Origin of the sequence: Oceanirhabdus sp. W0125-5, assembly GCF_027938815.1 — a bacterium.
Classification (GTDB): domain Bacteria; phylum Bacillota; class Clostridia; order Clostridiales; family Clostridiaceae; genus Oceanirhabdus.
Genome location: NZ_CP115913.1, coordinates 1748131 through 1769711, shown reverse-complemented (window position 1 = coordinate 1769711; position 21581 = coordinate 1748131). Strand labels below are relative to the sequence as shown.

Annotated in this window: 17 protein-coding genes; 2 read left to right on the top strand and 15 right to left on the bottom strand. The window is 29.5% G+C overall.

What is annotated here, in order from left to right; genetic code table 11:
- Positions 1–111: 111 nt before the first annotated feature.
- From OW730_RS08315 to wecB, 5 genes are all read right to left on the bottom strand, one after another.
- The gene (locus tag OW730_RS08315) at positions 112–720 is read right to left on the bottom strand and encodes a histidine phosphatase family protein (protein ID WP_271228582.1); all 609 of its coding nucleotides are present in this window, start codon (positions 718–720) and stop codon (positions 112–114) included.
- A gap of 178 nt (positions 721–898) precedes the next feature.
- Positions 899–1495, bottom strand: a complete 597-nt coding sequence (locus OW730_RS08310; RefSeq protein WP_271228581.1) for a DUF3793 family protein — start codon at positions 1493–1495, stop codon at positions 899–901.
- 333 nt (positions 1496–1828) lie between these two features.
- Positions 1829–2248, bottom strand: coding sequence for a flavodoxin (locus OW730_RS08305; protein WP_271228580.1), 420 nt, complete (start codon positions 2246–2248; stop codon positions 1829–1831).
- Positions 2249–2534: 286 nt separating this feature from the next.
- Positions 2535–6761 (bottom strand): acyl-CoA dehydratase activase-related protein, encoded by a 4227-nt coding sequence (locus tag OW730_RS08300; RefSeq protein ID WP_271228579.1) that lies wholly within the window; start codon positions 6759–6761, stop codon positions 2535–2537.
- Between the two features lie 26 nt (positions 6762–6787).
- Entirely contained in the window at positions 6788–7903 is a 1116-nt protein-coding gene (gene wecB / locus OW730_RS08295) for a non-hydrolyzing UDP-N-acetylglucosamine 2-epimerase (RefSeq protein ID WP_271228578.1), read from the bottom strand.
- Positions 7904–8147: 244 nt separating this feature from the next.
- On the opposite strand from wecB, the gene OW730_RS08290 reads away from it, so the two are divergent.
- On the top strand, positions 8148–8519 hold the full coding sequence (locus OW730_RS08290) for a tetratricopeptide repeat protein (protein ID WP_271228577.1): 372 nt from the start codon (positions 8148–8150) through the stop codon (positions 8517–8519).
- A gap of 228 nt (positions 8520–8747) precedes the next feature.
- Positions 8748–9965 carry an IS256 family transposase gene (locus tag OW730_RS08285; protein WP_271228576.1) on the top strand — a complete coding sequence of 406 codons (1218 nt, stop codon included), beginning with the start codon at positions 8748–8750 and terminating at the stop codon, positions 9963–9965.
- Positions 9966–10171: 206 nt separating this feature from the next.
- Here OW730_RS08285 and OW730_RS08280 read toward each other — a convergent pair whose 3' ends face one another.
- From OW730_RS08280 to OW730_RS08235, 10 genes are all read right to left on the bottom strand, one after another.
- A complete protein-coding gene (locus tag OW730_RS08280; RefSeq protein WP_271228575.1) occupies positions 10172–11326 on the bottom strand; it encodes a transglutaminase domain-containing protein in 1155 nt (384 codons plus the stop codon).
- An 11-nt stretch (positions 11327–11337) separates the two neighbouring features.
- On the bottom strand, positions 11338–12171 hold the full coding sequence (locus OW730_RS08275) for a RecX family transcriptional regulator (protein WP_271228574.1): 834 nt from the start codon (positions 12169–12171) through the stop codon (positions 11338–11340).
- Positions 12158–13417: a M16 family metallopeptidase gene (locus OW730_RS08270; protein ID WP_271228573.1), complete on the bottom strand. Its 1260-nt coding sequence runs from the start codon at positions 13415–13417 to the stop codon at positions 12158–12160. Before OW730_RS08270 ends, OW730_RS08275 begins: the two co-directional genes overlap by 14 nt.
- A gap of 319 nt (positions 13418–13736) precedes the next feature.
- Positions 13737–14504, bottom strand: coding sequence for a tRNA threonylcarbamoyladenosine dehydratase (locus tag OW730_RS08265; protein WP_271228572.1), 768 nt, complete (start codon positions 14502–14504; stop codon positions 13737–13739).
- A 91-nt stretch (positions 14505–14595) separates the two neighbouring features.
- Positions 14596–15342, bottom strand: coding sequence for a nickel pincer cofactor biosynthesis protein LarB (gene larB, locus OW730_RS08260; protein ID WP_271228571.1), 747 nt, complete (start codon positions 15340–15342; stop codon positions 14596–14598).
- Positions 15339–16148, bottom strand: coding sequence for an ATP-dependent sacrificial sulfur transferase LarE (larE, locus tag OW730_RS08255; protein ID WP_271228570.1), 810 nt, complete (start codon positions 16146–16148; stop codon positions 15339–15341). Before larE ends, larB begins: the two co-directional genes overlap by 4 nt.
- A 116-nt stretch (positions 16149–16264) precedes the next feature.
- Entirely contained in the window at positions 16265–17338 is a 1074-nt protein-coding gene (locus OW730_RS08250; RefSeq protein WP_271228569.1) for a M24 family metallopeptidase, read from the bottom strand.
- A 51-nt stretch (positions 17339–17389) separates the two neighbouring features.
- Positions 17390–18721: a CoA-disulfide reductase gene (locus OW730_RS08245; protein ID WP_271228568.1), complete on the bottom strand. Its 1332-nt coding sequence runs from the start codon at positions 18719–18721 to the stop codon at positions 17390–17392.
- 317 nt (positions 18722–19038) lie between these two features.
- A complete protein-coding gene (locus OW730_RS08240) occupies positions 19039–20106 on the bottom strand; it encodes an undecaprenyldiphospho-muramoylpentapeptide beta-N-acetylglucosaminyltransferase (RefSeq protein ID WP_271228567.1) in 1068 nt (355 codons plus the stop codon).
- A 359-nt stretch (positions 20107–20465) separates the two neighbouring features.
- Complete coding sequence (locus OW730_RS08235; RefSeq protein WP_271228566.1) at positions 20466–21566, bottom strand: toxic anion resistance protein; 1101 nt, start codon at positions 21564–21566, stop codon at positions 20466–20468.
- Positions 21567–21581: the final 15 nt, after the last annotated feature.

Below are 21581 nucleotides of genomic sequence, written 5' to 3'. Positions count from 1 at the left end.
TTGAATTATTCATCATCTTGACATCTCCTGTCAGATAACCAGTTAAACGCCTTATACGATTAAAACTTAACATCACTAACTGTTACATAAAACTGATAGATAACTTCCTTATTACTTTATATAAGACATATCGCTCATTAGTCTAATTAATCGCTTTCCGTCAGCGGTTTCTTGCATAAAACTAACTCCACCAGCTAATCCAAATATTTCACTTCTGTTGAGCATTTCAATATCCATGCCTAACCACATTGTATTAAATACACTAAGTAAATCTCCATGAGAAACGATAATTATATTCTCATATTTATTTGTCATTAACTCATTAAAAAATGGTAATAATCTATTCCATTCATCTCTTCTGCTTTCTGCATCAGAAAACATCTTATCGTCAATAGATTTTTCTTTCACTTCCATATTATCTTTCATCCATTGTACAGATTTTCCAACACACTTTCCAAGGTTTCTTTCTCTCAATTCAGTAACAAAAATTGGTGAGACTTCCAAATACTTTCCTACAATTTCTGCTGTATGCTTGGCTCTTAATAAATCTGAAGAATACAATACATACTTTTTATCTGATATCTGGTTTGATAAGTTTTTTCCAATATTATTCGCTTGTTGTATACCTACCTCTGATAAATCCCAATCAGTCCAAGAACCAACCATTCCATTAGTATGATGAATAGATTGTGTATGTTGAATAGTTATTATATTTTTCATTTAATTCCCCCCTTTTAAAAGCAATAGCTCCATTATAAGGGATTTATCTATAAAATGTAAGTCTATATTTTTCGTCTAAAATATGGTATTATATTAATATAAGGATTAAAAGACGAATACACATATAATGTATTCGTCTTTTATTTATTTTTAGACTGTTAACTATCCACTATATTTTTTATATGCAATATAAATTTCTAACATTTTTATTTACAATCAAATTAAGAATTTTCCTTTTAGCATTATCATATTTTTGAAAAATACATCTTGCTGATTCTTCATCATTATATACTTTCCAATAACCACAAAGCAAACAGTTCTGACCTTCATTTTTGATAAATTCCTTTGTATCTTCTAATGGATATCCTAAAAATATACCAATCTCATGAGGACATGTGTTATGAAACTTATTCTTTAAATTCTCTAACATAGTATCTATTGTGGAACACTCAGCATATCCGTTATTATCAAGGAATTCCCTAATATCTTTTCTGTTAACATATTCATTTAGCATTTCTTTGTTATAGAAAATCACCACGCTGTTTCCACAATGAGTTTTTAACTCTAAATGTTCAATTCCATGTATCTTGATTTTTTCTTTAATATCATCCCACAATGTCAAGAAATTCATTCTATTTGTTATTCTCACCAGTGAAGCCGGTTTAACTCCATCAACTACTGGTGCAATATTAAAGAAAATATATGCCTCAAAAGCATCATATACATTGCTATTATTTAAAAACTCTAAATACTTATTTAATATCTCTCTGTTCATAATACACTCCCCAATAAATTAATTTGCTTTAGTTTAAAATTTGTAATAGAGAAAAATTGCTTCGTAGTAGTGAATGGAAAACATAACTGAACAGTTGAAAATGGATAGTGGAAAACGATGGATGTTTTGCTCCGCGAAACTACATTCTTTTGGTCTTTAGAACAAGAGGGGTTTACCCATTTTATCTTTAGATAAAATATTGTAATTTAAAATACAAGGTTTAATCAAGATGAAACGAGTAAACTATTCTTGTCCAAAGAACAATATAATTAAAATTTCTCGAAGAGAAATGTCCTTCATTATACATTCTACATTATCAATTATACATTTGTTTTATAACGCTTTACCAAACTCTCTACATTGAGTTAGTCCTTCATCATCTGGTGTTTCATTTATTATTAGTCCATCCTCTACTAATATTGCTCCATCGTCCTCTACACGTTCTTGCCATTCTCTCATCCATCTTCCATCACCCCATCCGTATGATCCGAATAAAGCAACTTTCTTACCACCTATTTGTCCATCAATTGATTCCATATAAGGTTCCATCTCACCTTCTTCAAGAACCTCATCTCCCATTGAAGAACATCCTAATACTAGAACATCACAATCTTTTGCATCCTCTAATGTAGCATCCCCTACTTGAATCACATTAACTTCATTTCCAGCTTCTTTTACTCCTTCAGCAATTGCATTTGCCATCATTTCCGTATTTCCTGTACCACTCCAATATATAACATTAATTTTTCTCATTAAAATCACCTCATTAACTTTTCTTAATGATATTATATTGCAATTGATAATTATTTTCAAGTAGTTTTTTTGAACTTATATTTAAATTTTTAAAAAATAAAAGAATAAAACCATATATATACATAAAAAAGACCATTGCTGGAATACCAACAACAGTCTTTTATTTATAATACAATGTTTAATTTTGATTAAACGAGTGAAATAATGTTGTCCGAAGAACAATATTATTAAAATTTCTCGAAGAGAAATGTCAATCATTCTACATTCTCAATTCTCAATTATGTTTTTACTCATTTGTCATTGCTGCCTCATCAATGGCGATATTAGTAGTGATTTTTTCAAGTGCTACAGTCATCATAAGTTTAATTCTATTTAATTGATTTGCTTCACTTGCACCTGGATCATAATCTATAGCTACAATATTTGAATCAGGATACTTGTTCTTTAATGCCTTTATCATCCCTTTTCCTGTTACATGGTTTGGTAAACATGCGAAAGGCTGAGTACATACAATGTTAGGAACCCCTGATTCTATCAATTCTACCATCTCAGCAGTTAGGAACCAACCTTCACCTGTCATATTACCTAATGATAATATATCTTCAGCCCCTTTTGCTAATTCGTAAATTGAGACACTTCTATGGAATCTTTTGCTTTTTTGAAGATATTTGTTCATTTTACCAGTGTAACTTTCAAGATATTTAATTGAAAGTGATGCACCAACTTCACTTAATTTACTCATACCAAGATATTCGTAATTGAATATTGAATTATGGGCACAATACAAGAAAAATTCTAGAAGCCCTGGAACAACTGCTTCTCCACCCTCTCTCTCAATTACATCAACAAGATTATTATTTGCTAGCGGATGATATTTAACAAGTATCTCCCCAACTACACCTACTTTAGGTTTCTTGATATCTTTTAATGGAATACTATCGAATTCTTCAATAATTTCCTTACATAAATTATTGTACTCTTTAACCTTACCATTTTTAATCATTTTCATACATTTTTCATTCAGCTTTTCATAAAGATCATTACACGCTCCTGGAGTCTTTTCATATGGTCTAGTTCTATAGAGCACCTTCATAAACAAGTCCCCAAAACAAATTGCCATTATTCCTTTTCTTATAGCATTTATTGTAAACTTAAAACCAGGATTTGATTCTAATCCATTAGCATTTGCTGATATGACAGGTATTTGTCCATAACCTGCCTCTTTAAGTGCTTTTCTCAAGAAAGCTATATAATTGGTTGCTCTACATCCCCCCCCTGTTTGAGATATAATAACAGCTGTTTTATCTGGATCAATATCTCCACTGATAATCTCATTTACAATTTGACCAACTGTTATTATGGATGGAAAACAAGCATCGTTATTAACATATTTTAACCCTACATCAACATCCTCTTTTGAACTTTTGTGTAGCACTCTTAAGTTATACCCTTCACTTCTGAATGCTTCCTCAACCAGTTCAAAATGAATAGGGGACATCTGCGGACAAATAATTGTATGAGTTTTTTTCATTTCTTTTGTGAATATCACTCTATTATGCCCTTCATATGATTCTTTCTCTTTACTTTCATTTTTTGTTTCTATTGCATATTTTAATGATCGTATTCTAATCTTAGCCGCTCCAAGATTACTTATCTCATCAATTTTTATCATTGTATAAAACTTGCCATACTCTCTTAATATCTCTTCTACCATATCAGTAGTTACTGCATCTAATCCACATCCAAATGAATTTAATTGAATCATGTTAAGCCCTTTAGTTCTTCCAACCACATCTGAAGCTTCATATAATCTTGTGTGATACATCCATTGATCCACAACTCTTATAGGTCTCTTCAGTTTACCAAGATGGGATATGCTTTCTTCTGTAAGAACTGCAAATCCTAAAGAGTTTATTAGCTCAGGAATACCGTGATTTATCTCCTCATCCAAATGATAAGGTCTTCCACACAATACTATTCCTTTATACTTACCACTCTCTATATCTTTTAAAACTTCTGCTCCTCTATTCCGATATCTTTCATTAAATTTATCATACTCTACAAGCGCCTTCTCATATGCTTTCTTAATTTTTGCATTATCTATCTTTAAAAATGCTAAACACTTACATAAATTCTTAATAACAGATTTTTTATGATTTAAATTCAAGAATGGATTAAAAAAGGGCTTAGTAAGGTGCAAATTATTTTTTATTACCTCTGGATAAGATGTTACTATAGGGCAATTATAATGATTATTCGCTCCTGCCACCTCTTTATTTTCATATACAACTGAAGGATAGAAAATAAAGTCTACATTCTTTTCTAATAAATTCTCTATATGTCCATGTGTAATTTTTGCTGGATAACAAACAGATTCTGATGGAATTGATTCAAAACCCTTCTCAAAAATTTCTTTAGATGACTTATCAGATGTTACTACTTTTATCCCTAATTCATCAAAGAAATGGTGCCAAAGAGGAAGATTTTCATACATATTTAATGCTCTAGGTAATCCCACTGAAGCAATAAACTCATCTTTTGTCTGTTTCAAATCACTAAACATATTCAGTTTTTCTCTCATGAGATTTGGTATTTCTTGTCCGGAATTTTTATTTCCAGCTCCTCTCTCACATCTATTACCTATTATAAGTCTTTCACCATTGTCAAATAAATTAACAGTTAATGCACAATTATTCTCACAAAGCCCACATCTTGCTTCTCTTTTCTCTATGGATAGATTATTTATTTCCTCTAAAGTTCTTATTGAACTTAAATCATCTTTAGCTTCTTCATGTGCAATTATTGCAGCACCAAATGCTCCCATTAATCCACAAATCTCAGGTCTTTTACCAGCTCTTCCAGTAACCTTTTCAAAGGCTTTTAATACTGAATCATTATAGAATGTTCCGCCTTGAAGAATAACCTTCTCTCCCATATCACTGCTATCTGTAAGCTTGATAACTTTAAACAGGGCATTTTTTATTACTGAATATGCTAATCCTGCTGAAATATCTTCAACTTCAGCTCCTTCTTTTTGTGCTTGCTTCACCCTGGAATTCATAAACACAGTACATCTTGAACCTAGATCAACTGGTTTTTGTGACATTGCTCCCATCTTTCCAAATTCCTCAACAGGTATATTTAATGCTTCTGCAAATCCTTGAATAAATGAACCACAACCTGATGAGCATGCCTCATTCAACATTATATCCTCAATAACACCATCTTTTACTTTAATACATTTCATATCTTGTCCACCAATATCTAAAATAAAAGATACTCCTGGATAAAAATAATTTGCACCCTTATAATGAGCTACAGTTTCTACAACACCTATATCTATGCCTAACGCTTTCTTTATTAGTTCTTCACCATAACCCGTAACAGTTGAATTCTTAATATGAGATTTATCATTCATTTCACTATAAAGGTCATTTAAAAATTCTTTTACCTTTTCAAGAGGTTTTCCTTCATTGCTCCCGTATCTCTCAAAAAGCAACTCATAATTTTCTCCTATAGCTGCTACTTTTGTAGTAGTTGACCCCGCATCTATTCCTAAATAAATATTTCCAACATACTCTTTAATATTTTTTCTTTCAATTGGTAATATATTTTCTTTCTTGTATTGTTCCATTTCATCTTTATTTCTAAAAAGTGGTTCTGATCTTTGTATTTCCTTTTCTTCAAATGAATTTATTAGTTTAATTTTCTCTTTTAACTCATTCTCCGATAATGTAAGTTCATTCTGTGCTTTATTAGCTGCTCCAAGAGCAACATAATACTGTCCATTCTCTGGGAAAATTGCATTTTCATCACTTAGTTTCAGTGTCTCCTTAAATCTTACACCAAGTTCAGATATAAAAGTTAAAGGACCTCCTAAAAAAGCTACTCTACCTTCTATCTTTCTACCACATGCCAAGCCTGCGATAGTCTGATTAACCACACTCTGAAAAATGGATACAGCAATATCTTCTGTTGCAGCACCTTCATTAATTAAGGGCTGAATATCACTTTTTGCAAATACCCCACATCTAGCAGCTATAGGATACATCCTCTTATAATTTTTTGCCTTTTCATTTAACTCATCGACACTACATTTCATTAAGGCTGCCATCTGATCTATAAAAGCACCTGTACCACCTGCACATGTACCGTTCATCCTCTGTTCTACCCCATTTTTAAGGAATGTTATTTTAGCATCTTCTCCACCTAATTCAATAACTGTATCTATATCATGTAAGTAAGTATTAACAGCTTGTGTGCTTGCAATAACTTCCTGTATAAACATAATTTCAAGTTCATTTGCTAGTGATAATCCACCAGATCCACTTATTGCAATCTTAAAAAATGATTTTGGGTTTTCTTCTAGTAATTCATTCATCACTTTTTTAAATGATTCTTTTATCTCTGAAAAGTGTCTTATATATTTTTTCGATTTCAATTTTCCATTATTTAAAACAACTGATTTTATTGTGGTTGACCCAATATCTATACCAACACATACAGTTTTCATAATTATTCCTCCAAATCCCCTGTTTATTACTGTATTTCCTCAAGTATTTTTACAATTCTCTCTCCTGCTTTTCCATCTCCATATGGATTTTGTGCTTCACTCATGTTTTTATATTTTTTATCATCATCTAATAAAAGTTGTACATTATCAACAATATTCTTTTTATCTGTTCCTACTAAAATTAATGTTCCTGCCATTACACCTTCCTGTCTTTCTGTAACATCTCTCATTACAAGAACAGGTTTATTAAGATGTGGTGCCTCTTCTTGAATTCCTCCTGAATCTGTAAGTACTAAATAACTTCTTTTCATAAGATTATGTGAATCCTTTACATTAATTGTTTCAGTAAGAATGATATTTTTAATTCCATTTAGTTTTTTATGCACAGTTTCTTTAACAATAGGATTCATATGAACAGGGTAAATAACTTTAACCCCCTCATTCTTTTTAACAATATCAATTAAGGCATCACAAATACTATCAATTCCCCCACCCCAATTTTCTCTTCTATGGGCTGTAACCATAATAATCCTATCTTTTTTATAATCTATAGAATTTAATATTTTATTTTCAAAAACATAATCTTCTTTAATACTCATATCTACAGCATCTACACCAGTATTTCCTGTAACAAATATGTTTTCTTCCTTTACACCTTCATTTAATAGATTTTGTTTTGCAAACTCAGTAGGTGCAAAATGATAATCTGCCATTACACCTGTTAATCTTCTATTAATCTCTTCTGGATAAGGTAAATATTTATTAAAACTTCTTAATCCCGCTTCAACATGACCTACCTTGATTTTTTTATAGAATGCTGCAAGTGAAGAAGAGAATGTAGTTGTAGTATCTCCATGAACTAAAACCATATCAGGCTTTTCAATTTCTAATATTTCTTCAATTTTAATTAATATGCTGCTGGTTATATGGGATAAACTCTGCTTATGCTTCATAATATCTAAATCATAATCAGGGGTTATATCATATATTTCTAATATTTCATCTAACATCTCTCTATGCTGTGCAGTAACACAAATCTTATATTCAATAGATTGACTTTTTTCTAGCGCTTTAATAACTGAAGCCATCTTTGTAGCTTCAGGTCTTGTTCCAAATATTAATAATACTTTAAAAGCTTTCATTTTATTCTCCTCAACATTTTGAATTATTTTATTTATTAACCAATTAATTACATAATCTAATATATATATATTATTATAATTCATCATATAAATTAATAAAACAAAAATACTTTGATTTTAAAAATAATTTACATTATTAAGTCTATATACCATTTCATTTATTAAGGAATAATAATCTAAATTTTGGAATATTAATATTAAAAATGGATATAATTCAAATATATAATAACCGAAGGAGGAGACTATGGATTACTTTTCAAAAGCAAATGTAATGTATAATTCTAAAGATTACGAGAAAGCAATAACTTTCTACGAGAAAGCATTAGATGAAGACAGCTCTAATTCAGCAAGTTGCTATTATAATTCTTCTGTATGTCATATTAAACTAAAGAAATATCCGGATGCTATTTATCTCCTCAAAAAAGCTATCCGCTTAAGAGAAGAGAGTAAATATTATTTCAATCTTGCTTATTGCTATGCAATTTTAGGAAATAATAAAGACGCTCTATATTTCTTTAATAAAGCATGGTGTCTAAATGAAAACGATGAAGATTGCGAAAAAGCTATAAATTTACTACTGAAAAAAGAACTTGATAAAACTAAAAAAAGTTCTTAACAATAGTTATCAATATCCAAAGCCTAAAAGTGAGTAAGTAATTTCTCACTTTTTTTGTTCTATAGGAAATTATAAAAGATAATAAAATCACTATTCTAGATTATACAATCTAAAATAGTGATTTTTGCCTGACATTCTAAAGTAAAAAAAGAGTATGTAATATAGTCTGTGTAAACCTCAAAATGGGTATACTTAAAAATAGTATTCATAGGAGGTACACAGACTATTATGGTTTTAAGAAAAGAACTTTTAAGAGAATTTATTAGTGCAAACAATTTAAAAACAGCGAAAGACATTCAAAGTGCATTGAAAGAAGTGTTTTCAGGTACCCTTCAAGAGATGTTAGAAGCGGAGCTTGATGATCATTTAGGCTATACAAAGTATGATTATAAAAATAAGAATACTAGCAATAGTAGAAATGGCTATAGCTCAAAAAAAGTGATATCCGACCTTGGTGAAATGGAATTGAGCATACCAAGAGATAGAAACGGAGAATTTGAGCCGAAGGCTGTTAAGAAAAATCAAAATGACGTATCAAGCATAGAAGATAAGGTATTAGGCATGTATGCTAAGGGGATGACTACTAGAGATATAAGTAAACATCTTGAAGATATATATGGAATAGATGCATCTCATACATTAATATCAAGAATTACTGATAAGATACTTCCACATGCTCATGAGTGGCAAAACAGACCGCTAGACGCGGTATATCCAATTATATTCTTAGATGCTATACATTATAAGGTGCGAAGTGATGGTAAGGTTGTTAATAAAGCTGCCTATATAATAATTGGGATAGATATTCATGGAATGAAGGATGTACTGGGAATTTGGATTGGCAAAAATGAAAGTGCAAAATATTGGCTCACAGTCCTAACGGACTTAAAGAACAGGGGCGTAAGAGATATTTTTATAGCCGCGATTGACGGACTTACAGGATTTAGTGATGCAATTAAAACAATATATCCTGACACAGAAATACAACGTTGTATAGTTCATCAAATTAGAAACTCAACTAAATATGTTTCGTATAAACATAGAAGAGAATTTTGTGCTGATTTAAAATTAGTTTATAAAGCACCAACTGAAGAAGCAGCATTAATGGAATTAGAAAAATTTAAGGATAAATGGAATAAACAATACTCTATTTCAATAAAATCATGGGAGAATAACTGGGAAGAGTTAGCTACATTCTTTAAGTACCCAGAAGAAATCCGTAAGATGATTTATACAACCAATGCAATGGAAAGCTATAATAGACAACTTAGAAAGGTTACAAAAAATCGAAGTATATTCCCATCTGACGAAGGATTATTTAAGATGTTATATTTAGCAACAATGGATTCAACTAACAAATGGACTCAAAGTGTGAGAGCTTGGGCAACAATATTAGGACAGTTAGCAATACACTTTGAAGAAAGATTTGATATAAATGCAGTATAGTTAAGCATGTCCCAAATGAAATTCATGCGAATAATAACTTTTTTAAATTTAACTGTAATATTTTTTAATAAATGAGTAAAACTAGGAATGAGTTTAAATTATGACTTATTCCTAGTTAAAATAAAGTATATTCATTTCTAAACTTTAATGAGCTTTACACAAATTAATTTCCACACTCTAAAAAAAAGAGAGTAGAAACAATAAAATTAATTCCACTCTCCAATAATCTTTCTTTCAGTATGATCTAAATTAAAGGTTAAATTATCAAAATAATTCCCTGCCAATCCAAAAGTTGTATCTACTTTAATCCATTTATCTTTTTCATTAATATATACTTCATTCCAAGAATGATCTACCCAAACTTCTCCACTAAATCCTTTTCCAGTAACAATCCTTACTTTTAAACCTGCCGCCTTTGCCATTGCAGTGTATAAACACGCAAAATCAAAACAAACACCTTTCCTACTTTTAAAGGCTGAAATAGCACCACTTTCAATCTCAAAATTATCATTTATTATATCATTAGCCTTATCCTCATCATAAATTAAGTTCTCAGTTATCCAACTATAAATAATAAAAGCTTTTTCTCTATCATTCTCACCATCTTCACATAACAATAAAGTTAATTCATTAATTTCATCATTACTCTTTATTCCTTCATCTAATGTTACTCCATTGTAATAAATTGTGAGGTTTTCTGTAAAGGCATCTTCTACTTGACTAATATCAATTTTTAATGATTGATTTACTATATTAGGTATATGATTGACCATTTCATTACTTACTATAGGAACTATAATTTTTTCAGAAATAACATCATTTACACTTGAATTGAAAATTATATCATCTATTTTTTCATTTGAATAACTTAATGAATAAAAGTGGATTATAGTACAGAAAATTAATGGATAGAAAAGAGCTTTTGGAATACTAAGAATAAGCCCCAATAAACTTTTAAGAAAATTCCCTCTTTTTAATACCCATTTATGAAAGATATCAAATAATGGATAAATAAATACATTCAACAGAATATTCAGTATTTTGTAAACAATTACTGTTATTATTATAGAAATTACTGGTGCTACTATAAGATAAATCAATATAGGTTTTTCACTAAAAATAGTTATATATTCCCCTATAAGATTACTTAAAAAATCTGAAAAAAATCTATAAGAATCGTACAATATGAATTTTTTACATAAATAAAAACCAGATAATAAACCAATTATAAAAGAAATTATTTTTACAACTCCAATAATCTCTCTCTTAAAATTATCTGGTGAATATTTATAAAGGATCCCTTTTAATAAAGGAATAACACATAATAAAATTATTACTATTGATAATATATCCAAATTCACACTTTTCACCTTTATTCATTGGAAATTATCTCATTTACAGCCGATTTAACATCATCATAGGAATAGCCTTTTCTCAATAAGAAATCATATAATTTCTTTTTTAACTTCAAATTATTAGTTTCACTCTTAGAAATAAGTGAATATCTTTTTGAAGCCACCTCCATTATATTTTCCTTATCTTTTTCTTGATTATTTCTTTGATGTTCGTAAATAAGATCTCTATTTTCCATTATTGACTGTTTTATGGATTTTAAAACATTATCACCACAAAACCCCTTTGAAATAATATATGAATAAAGTTTGTTTTTAATGAAATATTCATCTTTTCCATCTTTAATAAGTGTGTGAATTTTTTTATTGACTAATTTATTTATTGCTTCAAGTTCTTCATCTTCATTTATATTAATCAATTTTTCGGATATAATATCTTCATTTATGCCTTTTTTCTTTAAAGCGTATTTAATTTTATTTTTTCCTTCTGTTCTTCTTCTTTCTTTAATATACCTTTCAGCATATCTTTCATCATTGACAAAATCATAATCTACTAAAAATTCCATTACCTTTTCAATTACTTGAGAAGAATACTCTTTTTTTTCAAGATATTCACATACTTGCGCAAAAGTTTTATCTCCTCTTTCAATATACTTTAAACCCTTAGTTTTTGCTGCTCTGTAATTTTCATCTATAATAATTTTATCAAATTCTTCCTGATGAATTTCTTTTCCCTTTTTTAAATTATACTTGTACACAGCTTCTAATGAAATTGTATAATTTTCATAATTGTCCATTTGCAATATTACTTTATCTTCAAATCTTTTATGTGGGATAATATTAATTATCTCCATCCTCTTCATCCCTTCCTAATATGACACTCACTGTTGAATTAGTAAATAAGTCTTTAGCAATTTCATAAATATCTTCCTTGCTTAAGGTATCTAATAAATCAAGATCATTATAAAAGGATAAAATATCCTCATCATCTAGAATATAAGCTAAGATAAAGTGTGCTAAATCATTACATCCCTCTAATGTTGTTATTATTTCAGTTTTATAAACCTTCTTAATTATATTGAAAAACTTATCATCAAATTTCAGCTTTTCATTTAAGAACTTATCTAAACATAAACTAATTACTTCTTTGCTCTCTTCCACATCACTTTTAGAAACAGATGCATAGATATATAATATATTAAATTTTTCATAATCTCCAAGAGTAGAGTGTACAGAATAACATAACCCTCTCTTTTCTCTTAATTCTTTAAATAAAACTGAATTTGAACTAGATCCCAATCTATAATCTAATATCCTAAGTGCTAATTCCTCTTTAGGAGTAGGATTTTTAAAAGTGAATAAATACATAATTGTGCTCTGTTCATTATCCTGTAATTCTGTTTCAAATTCACCTGGGGTGTTTTCAAATACTTCCTTCCTATTGATTCTTACTTCACCCTTTTTCCATTGTCCATAATATCTTTTGATGTTTTCTATAACATAGTCATGGTCAAATGGTGATACAATTATTATCTTACAATTACTTGCATTATAATATTTATTATAAAAGCTTAATATATCATCTCTTGAAAATCTTCTTACACATTCTTCTGTTCCAAGAACATCATATTTTAAAGAATTGTTAGGAAACGCTTTCTCCTTCAAAACCCTATAGCTGTAATCTTCAATATCATCATAAGAATTTCTAATCTCTGATAAAATTACTTTTCTCTCTTTTTCAATTTCTTCATCCTTAAATGTAGAATTTATTAATATGTCACTTAATAAATCACAGGACTTTTCAAATTCTTCTTTTAGAGCAGTTATACTAATAACTGTACTTACATTATCTGTATATGCGTCATATTCTCCACCAGTCTCTTCAAACTCATCAATCAACCTTTTATTATTTCTTTTTTCAGTACCTTTAAAGATCATATGCTCAATAAAATGAGCAAGACCCCTTTCATCATCTTCTTCATTAAGAGAGCCTATTTTCATTGCATTAATTAAACATACAAGATCTGTTTCCTTCTTTATAGATACAATTTCTAATCCATTATCTAGGGTTGTATTCTTATAATCTAAATATCTTTTCAAACAAAAGTTCCTCCAACACGATTTAAATTTCTTGATTTAAAACTTATATTATTAAAAAAATTTTCTAGTAACATAATACTATAACATATAAAAGCAAAGAATAAAGAACAAATAACAAAAAGCTTAATATATTTTTACTAATAATTTTAACCACATATGTAAATATTATATACACCGTATTAGATTTCATTATTCAATATTCTTAATTTTTTCTTCTCCACTATTTAATATATAATTAAACTAAGTAGTTTATCTATAACATAACTAAAATCAGTAAAATATTCAAGCGAACAACAAAAAAAATACCCGTTCGGGTATTTTATTTGTTAATCTCCAATATATCTTTTATAACCTCTCCACCAATAATCATACCTGCTACAGGTGGAACAAAAGAAATACTTCCAGGTATCTGTCTTTTATGAGAACATCTCTTACTGCTTGTAGCTGAACATACACATCCTTCTTTACAAGTTATTACATCCTCAACCTTTGGCTTCATTGGCAGTTCTTCTGAATAAAGTACTTTAACCTTCTTTATTCTTCTCTTTTTCATCTCCTGCCTCATAACCTTTGCTAAAGGACATACTTTTGTCTTTTCCAAATATGAAATTTGAAATTTAGTAGGATCTAATTTATTTCCCGTTCCCATACTACATATTATTCTTATATCTCTTTCATGACAGTATTCTATTAATGCAATCTTTGATGACACAGTATCAATAGCATCAACAACATAATCAACTGTTTCATCTATTATTTCATGAATATTACTTTTATCCACAAATGTTTTATGAGTAATAACTTCACATTTTGGATTTATTGTTAATATTCGCTCTTTCATAACCTCTACTTTAGCTTTTGATATAGTATCATATGATGCTATAATCTGTCTATTTAAATTTGTTAAACAAACAGTATCATCATCTACGATTATAAGTCTCCCAACGCCACTTCTAACTAAAGCCTCAACTGTGAAACTTCCAACTCCTCCTATACCAAAAACTACAACTGTTGTATTTTTTAATTTCTCTAATCCTTCTTTTCCTATAAGTAACTCGGTTCTTGATAATGAATGTTGCTTAATCATAAAATTACTCCTTATTTTCTTTTTTATCTTTTGATAATCAATATTAAATCATATTAATTATATATAAATATTTAAATAATATCAACTCTACTTAGAGCTTATTTATAATGCTAGCAGAATATCCTGCTCCAAATCCATTATCAATATTCACCACAGTTATTCCACTTGCACAACTATTTAACATGGTTAATAATGCAGATAATCCCCCAAAGTTAGCTCCATATCCCACACTTGTAGGTACTGCAATAATTGGTTTATCAACCAATCCACCTATTACACTAGGTAGCGCCCCCTCCATGCCAGCTACAACAATTATTACTTTAGCATTTTTTATTATATCTAATTTCCCAAATAATCTGTGTATGCCAGCAACTCCAACATCAACAACTCTTTCAACTCTATTTCCAAATAGTTCAGCAGTAATTGCAGCTTCTTCGGCCACCGGCAGATCTGATGTACCAGCAGTTACAACAGCAATATAACTTTCTGTTATTTCTATTTCTTTATTTTTTATAACTATGGTCTTTGATAATTGATCATATTCAGCATGACTACATATTTTCTTTACCTCTTCATAATCCTCAAATGATGCTCTAGTTCCTAAAATATTATTTTTCTTCTTAAGCATCACACTTACAATTTCTCTTATTTGTTCTTTTGTTTTACCAGAACAATATATAACCTCTGGATATCCAACTCTAATCTCCCTGTGATTATCTACAACTGCTATACCAATATCAGTATATGGTAATTCTTTAAGTTCACCAAAGGCATCTTCAACAGTTACATCCCCATCTTTAACCTTTTCCAGTAACTTTTTTATTTCATTATCATTCATTTATTTTTCTTCTCCTCAATACTTCTATTCATCTTTCCCATTGAGTATCCACCTAAATCTAAAGTTACAACCTTATATCCTAGATTAATTAGATGTGTATTCACTTCTTCAATATTATCATATTTTAAGAATCTCTCCATATCCTCTTTAAATATTTCAATTTTAGCTGTATCTCCATAGCTTCTTACTCTGATTCCTTTAAAACCTTTATCCATAATGAATCTTTCAGCTAATTCAATTTTTCTTAATTCCTCTGATAATATTTCAGTATTATATGGAAGCCTAGATAATAAACAAGCATATGCTGGCTTATTCCAGGTAGGTACTTTTTGCAGTTTAGATAATTTTCTGATTTCTTCTTTTGTAAGCTTACTCTCTAGTAATGGACTTCTTACATCAAGTTCCTGTAACGCCCTCATACCTGGTCTATAATCTTTAGTATCATCGTAGTTTGAACCATCAACCACATATTTGAAACCAATTTCATCTTTATACTTAATTATGTTGGAGAAGATCTCCTTTTTACATAAATAACATCTATCTTCTGGATTCTTCACTATGCTTTCTGGAATATCCACTTTTATTATGTGATGTTTTACTCCAAATAAAGAAACCAACTCTTTACTTTCCTCAATTTCCCACCTTGGAATATAAGGAGAATCTATGGTTACAGCTATAACATTATCTCCTAACACTTCCTTGCATGCATACAAAAGAAATGTACTATCAACTCCACCTGAAAAAGCAACAACAACCTTTTCTAAACTTTCTAAATTAGTTAGTAAATCAATATATGCTTCATTCATATGCCGTCTCCATTCTAATTATTTATAGATTCCAGTTCAATTATTAATTATACAAGTCCATAACTCGTTAATACACCGAGATTTTGGACATGTATAATTAAATTTCACTATGCAATCTATATAATAGTCAGTTTTCTATCAAATTTATTAAGTACTTTACATCCATCTTCAGTTACCAATACTAAATCCTCAATTCTGACACCCATTTCTCCAGGTATATATATTCCTGGTTCTATAGAAAATATCATTCCAACTTCAACAGTATCATGATTTACCGAGCTTACATTTGGTCCTTCATGTACATTTATTCCTATATTATGGCCTGTTCTATGTGTGAAATATTTTCCGTATCCACACTCATCTATATAATCTCTTGCAGCCAAATCTATCTCACTGAACTTAACTCCTGGTTTAACTTTAGCTATTGCTTTTCTATTAGCCTCTAAAACAATATTATATATCTTCTCATGTTCTTCACTACATTTTTTATAGAAAACAGTTCTTGTCATATCTGAACAATAATTATTTGTTCTTCCACCAATATCAATAATAATGCTGTCTCCTTCTTTCATTATGGAACTATCTGAATCGTGATGTGGTTCAGCTGCATTAGCTCCATAAGCAATTAATGGATGGAATGAAAAACTTTCTGTTCCATACTTTCTATATAATTCTCCAAGTCTTTTACAAGCATCTAACTCATTCATATCCTTATTTAATTCTGAGATAATATCTCCCATTACAGAATCATTAACTCTTGAAGCTTCTTCCATTAGCTCAATCTCTTTTGGATCTTTTATATTTCTAGCTTCATCAACTACAATTGATCCTATATCTACCTTGATATCTTTATTTATTTTCATAAGTCTTATTAAGAAATGTGAAGGCCATTCCTTATCAATTCCAATTGTACCCTCAGAGTTTATGTTATTATGTAATATTTCAACATCATTATCACTATCTTTAAATATAATTATTTCATCTGCTATATCATTTTCTACTGGAAATAACTCATTAATAAACAATTTAGTCTTTCCATTTTTGCTAATATTTAAAACCATCATTCTCTCACCAGGCTCAATCCATTTACCAGTTAGATAAAAAACCGATGCTGGAGAAGTAATCATTACCTCATTAAACCCGTAAGCCTCCATATGTTTACATACTTTTTCAATTCTTTCCTTAAACATTCAACCACCCCTTAATAAATATTAAAATAACTTACCAGTAAAAACACAAGTCTATTTTGCCCTCTTACCAGCAAGATTAATTGGGTCCCATACATTTGAGAATGGAGGTGCATAGCATAAATCCAGCATACCTAATTCATCAACAGTCATATTATTATATATAGCTGCTGCAATAACATCTATCCTTATACCAGCTTCTCTCTTCCCAGCTATCTGCCCACCAATAATTGTTCTACTTTTCTGATTATATATAATTTTAACATATATATCCTCACTTTTGTGATAATAATCTGGACCAGTTTTAGACTTTATAAAGCTTACACCATACTCAATATTATTTTCTTTTGCTTCCTTCTCAGTTAATCCTGTTTTCCCTACTTGTAAATCAATTATTTTTACAACTGTTGTTCCTAATATTCCTTGAATTTTACGTTTATCTCCATTAATAATATCAGATAATGTTTTCCCTTGCTTGTTAGCATTTGTCCCTAGTGGTACATATGAGTTTTTCTTTAAGACTTTATGATAAACCTGAGCACAATCTCCCGCTGCATATATATTATCAATATTTGTTTTCATATATCTATCAATAATTACAGCTCCATTTTCAGCCATATTAATACCACTATCTTTTAAAAAATCAGTAGCTGGAGAGAATCCAATCCCTAAAACTACTAATTCCGTCTTATATTTTCCTTTATCTGTTATAACCATTTCAACCTTATCATTTCCTTGAAATCCTATTACTTCCTCTTCTAATTTAATAATTATATTTTTTTCAGCCAAATGTTTTTCAATCAATTCACATATTTCATCATCAAATGAGTTCAATAGGTGTTTTCCTCTCTCAATTATTGTGACCTTTCTTTGTTGCTTGTACATAGCTTCTACTATTTCCATATTAATGTATCCACCACCTATTAAAACAACCTCATCACTACTCATTGTCTCCACCATGTTTCTAATCTTTCTTCCATCATCTATAGTCTTAACATTATAAATATTTTTCAATTCCACATCAGGAACTTGTGGCCTTATAGGGTTTGCCCCTACAGCAATCAAAAGGATATCATATCTTTCATGAAGCAACCTTCTGTTATTTAGATCCTTAATCAATATATCCTTTTCATCACCATTTACCTTTACAACCTCATGATTCAAGAATACTTGAATATTACTTTTTCCAAATTCCTCAGGTGTTCTTACAATCATATCTTTCCAATTATCAAAGTCTCCACCAATATAATAAGGTATTCCACAAGCACTATATGAAACCACATCAGTCTTTTCAAACACCTTAATTTCTATATCCTTATTTAACCTTCTTAATTTAGATGCACAACTCATCCCTGCAGCATCTCCACCGATAATTACAAGCTTCACTTCTCTTCAACCCCGTTCTTATGGATAGTTTTCTATAACAATAATATTCCTTTAGAATATGAAATAAATTCAAATATAAAAGAGTTTAAAAGAAGTTGAAAGTTGAAAACTGAAAATTGAAAACGATGGATGTTTCTGACTGAGGTCAGAAACTACATCTTATTATTCTTTAGAACAAAGAGATTTTTACTCATTTCATCCATGATAAAATATTGTATTTCAAGTAACGGATTGTATGTCAGCTAAAACAGTAAACACTTATTTTTTTATTTAAAAACTTTAGGTTCTGATTTATAATCAGAACCCGCTTTAACTCTTTATTCTTTTGAATACTCTTCAATCAAATCAATAACAACTTTAACTGCATCAATAGTATTCCTTGATTTTATATTGCGTATATACCTCTCTCTATAAGTATATAAATTATCTATTTCCTTACATAATCTTTCATTACTCAAATCCTTTTCAAATAATACTTCACTATATCCATTCTTTTTTAAAGACTGAGCATTTAGTATCTGGTCGTCTCTAGTAAATCTTGCTTCCATGGGAATTAACAAGCTTGGTTTGTTCAAAACTAATAACTCATTTGCAACAGTTGCCCCTGCTCTTGTTACAATCACCTCAGCCATTTTATAAAAATGAGCAAGTTCTTCACCTACATATTCAAATTGAACATATCCATCAATATTTAAAAAGTTTTTATCTAGTTTATTTTTACCACATAAATGACATATTTGATATTTTTCCAATAGTATAGTTAAATTATCACGTATTGCCGAATTTATTATTCTCGATCCTGAACTTCCCCCCATAACTAGAATAACAGGTTTTTCTTTAGAAAATTTACATATTTCAAACCCCTTGTCAGCACTTCCCCTTTTAATTGATTCTCTAATAGGTACTCCAGTAAATACCCTTTTTGCTTTAGGGATATACCCTGCCACCTCTGGAAATGAATAGCATATTTTTTTTGCAAAAGGAAAAGCAAGTCTATTTGCTACTCCTATACTCATATCTGAATCATGAATAATAACTGGTACTCTAAGAATCCAACAAGCAAGAACTACAGGAAAGGATACGTAACTACCTTTACTAAATAGAAGATTAGGCTTAATTTTCCTAATAGCATGTATAGATTGAAACAAACCTGATATGATTTTGAAACCATCAGTAAAATTCTCAAAAGAAAAATATCTTCTTAATTTCCCTGTACTTATACAATGAAAGGGGATGTCAACTTCATTTATTAATCTTTTTTCAATTCCTTCTTCTGTTCCCACATAATGCACTTCATAATTTAATTTTTTTAATTCAGGTATTAAAGCAATATTGGGATTAACATGACCAGATGTACCACCACCTGTTAGAATGATTTTTTTCATAATTTCACCCCTTATCTCAAAGAACCTTTAAAACAAATGTAGAATTGACAATTGAAAATGGAAAACGATGGATGCTTCTGACTAAGGTCAGAAACTACATCTTATTGTTCTTTAAATCAAAGAAATTTTACTCAATTTATCTATAAGATAAAATCTTGTATTTAAAATACAATGTTTCACTTTTAATGAAACAAGTGAACCACTATTGACCAAGGAACAATACAATTAAAATTTCACGTAGTGAAATATCATTCGTTTTCCACTTTCAACTGTCCATTTTCAATTATATTTTTAAATAGTTTTCCTCACCATAGAAAAAGCTCAGGAAGTTAACAACCTAAGCTTTGTTTCAAAATTTCTTATTTAAGCAGTTTTTGTTTCATTTCTCCATTCATCTCTTGAATTCTCTTAGTTCCTTCAATTCTTAATTGATTGTTTTCTTCTTGAATTCTCTTTGTTTCATCAATACCTTCCATGATTGTTTGCCAAGTCTTTTCAAGGGTATCTAATTTAACACTGCTTCCCCCTGATAATCTCTCAATATCAATACTTTGGTTTTTGATGCTTTCAGCATTTTTCATTAGAAGTTCATTAGTTGTTCTATCAAGTTCACTTAATGAATCAGAAACTAATTTTTGTCTCTTTAAAGCAATTGCTTGAATGATTCCATTTTTAAATACTGGTATAGTAATTACAAATGCTGAATGTATTTTTGAAACTAATCTATAATTTCCTTTTTGAATCATTTTTATTTGAGGAGCAGTCTGCAGTGCAACCATTTTACCCATTTCTAAATCATAAATTCTTTGTTTTAACATTTCTAATTGAGATTTTGCATTTTCTAAATTCATAACCTCAACTTGATCACCAGACGCTGCTAACTCCTGCATTTTAGGAATTTCTTCTTGTTCAATTCTTTCAACCATTATGTTTCCAGCCGCTATATATTTTTCTAATTGCTTGTAATATTCAAAGTTTTGCTCATACATATGTTCAAGCATTATATTTGCATCATTAAGGTCTTTTTTATACTTATTTATTTCTGTATATATTACGTCTATTTCTCCACCTATAGACTTATATTTATTCATCATCTTTGCTACTGCATCTTCGCCTTTTCCGAACATCTTAGCAAAAAATCCTTTTTTCTCTTGCTTCTCAAAATCTTTTCTATCAAATTTATTCATTATTTCTGTAAGTTGTTTTATCATTACACTAGTACCTTGAGCACTAGTTGCTTTAATATTATTTAAAATATTATCAGCAAATTTTGAGATTTCTTCCGCTGGCTCATTACCAAAATTTAATACTGCATTAGCATCTTTGAAATCAATAGTTGTAGAAAGAGCTTTAACCTCCTCAGACTCTCTAAGCTGAGTTTGATATTCTACGGCTTTTTTTTCAACATCTACTTCTGCTACTTCAATTATTCCTGAATTATTGTTTTGTACATCACTCATTATAATCTCTCCTTT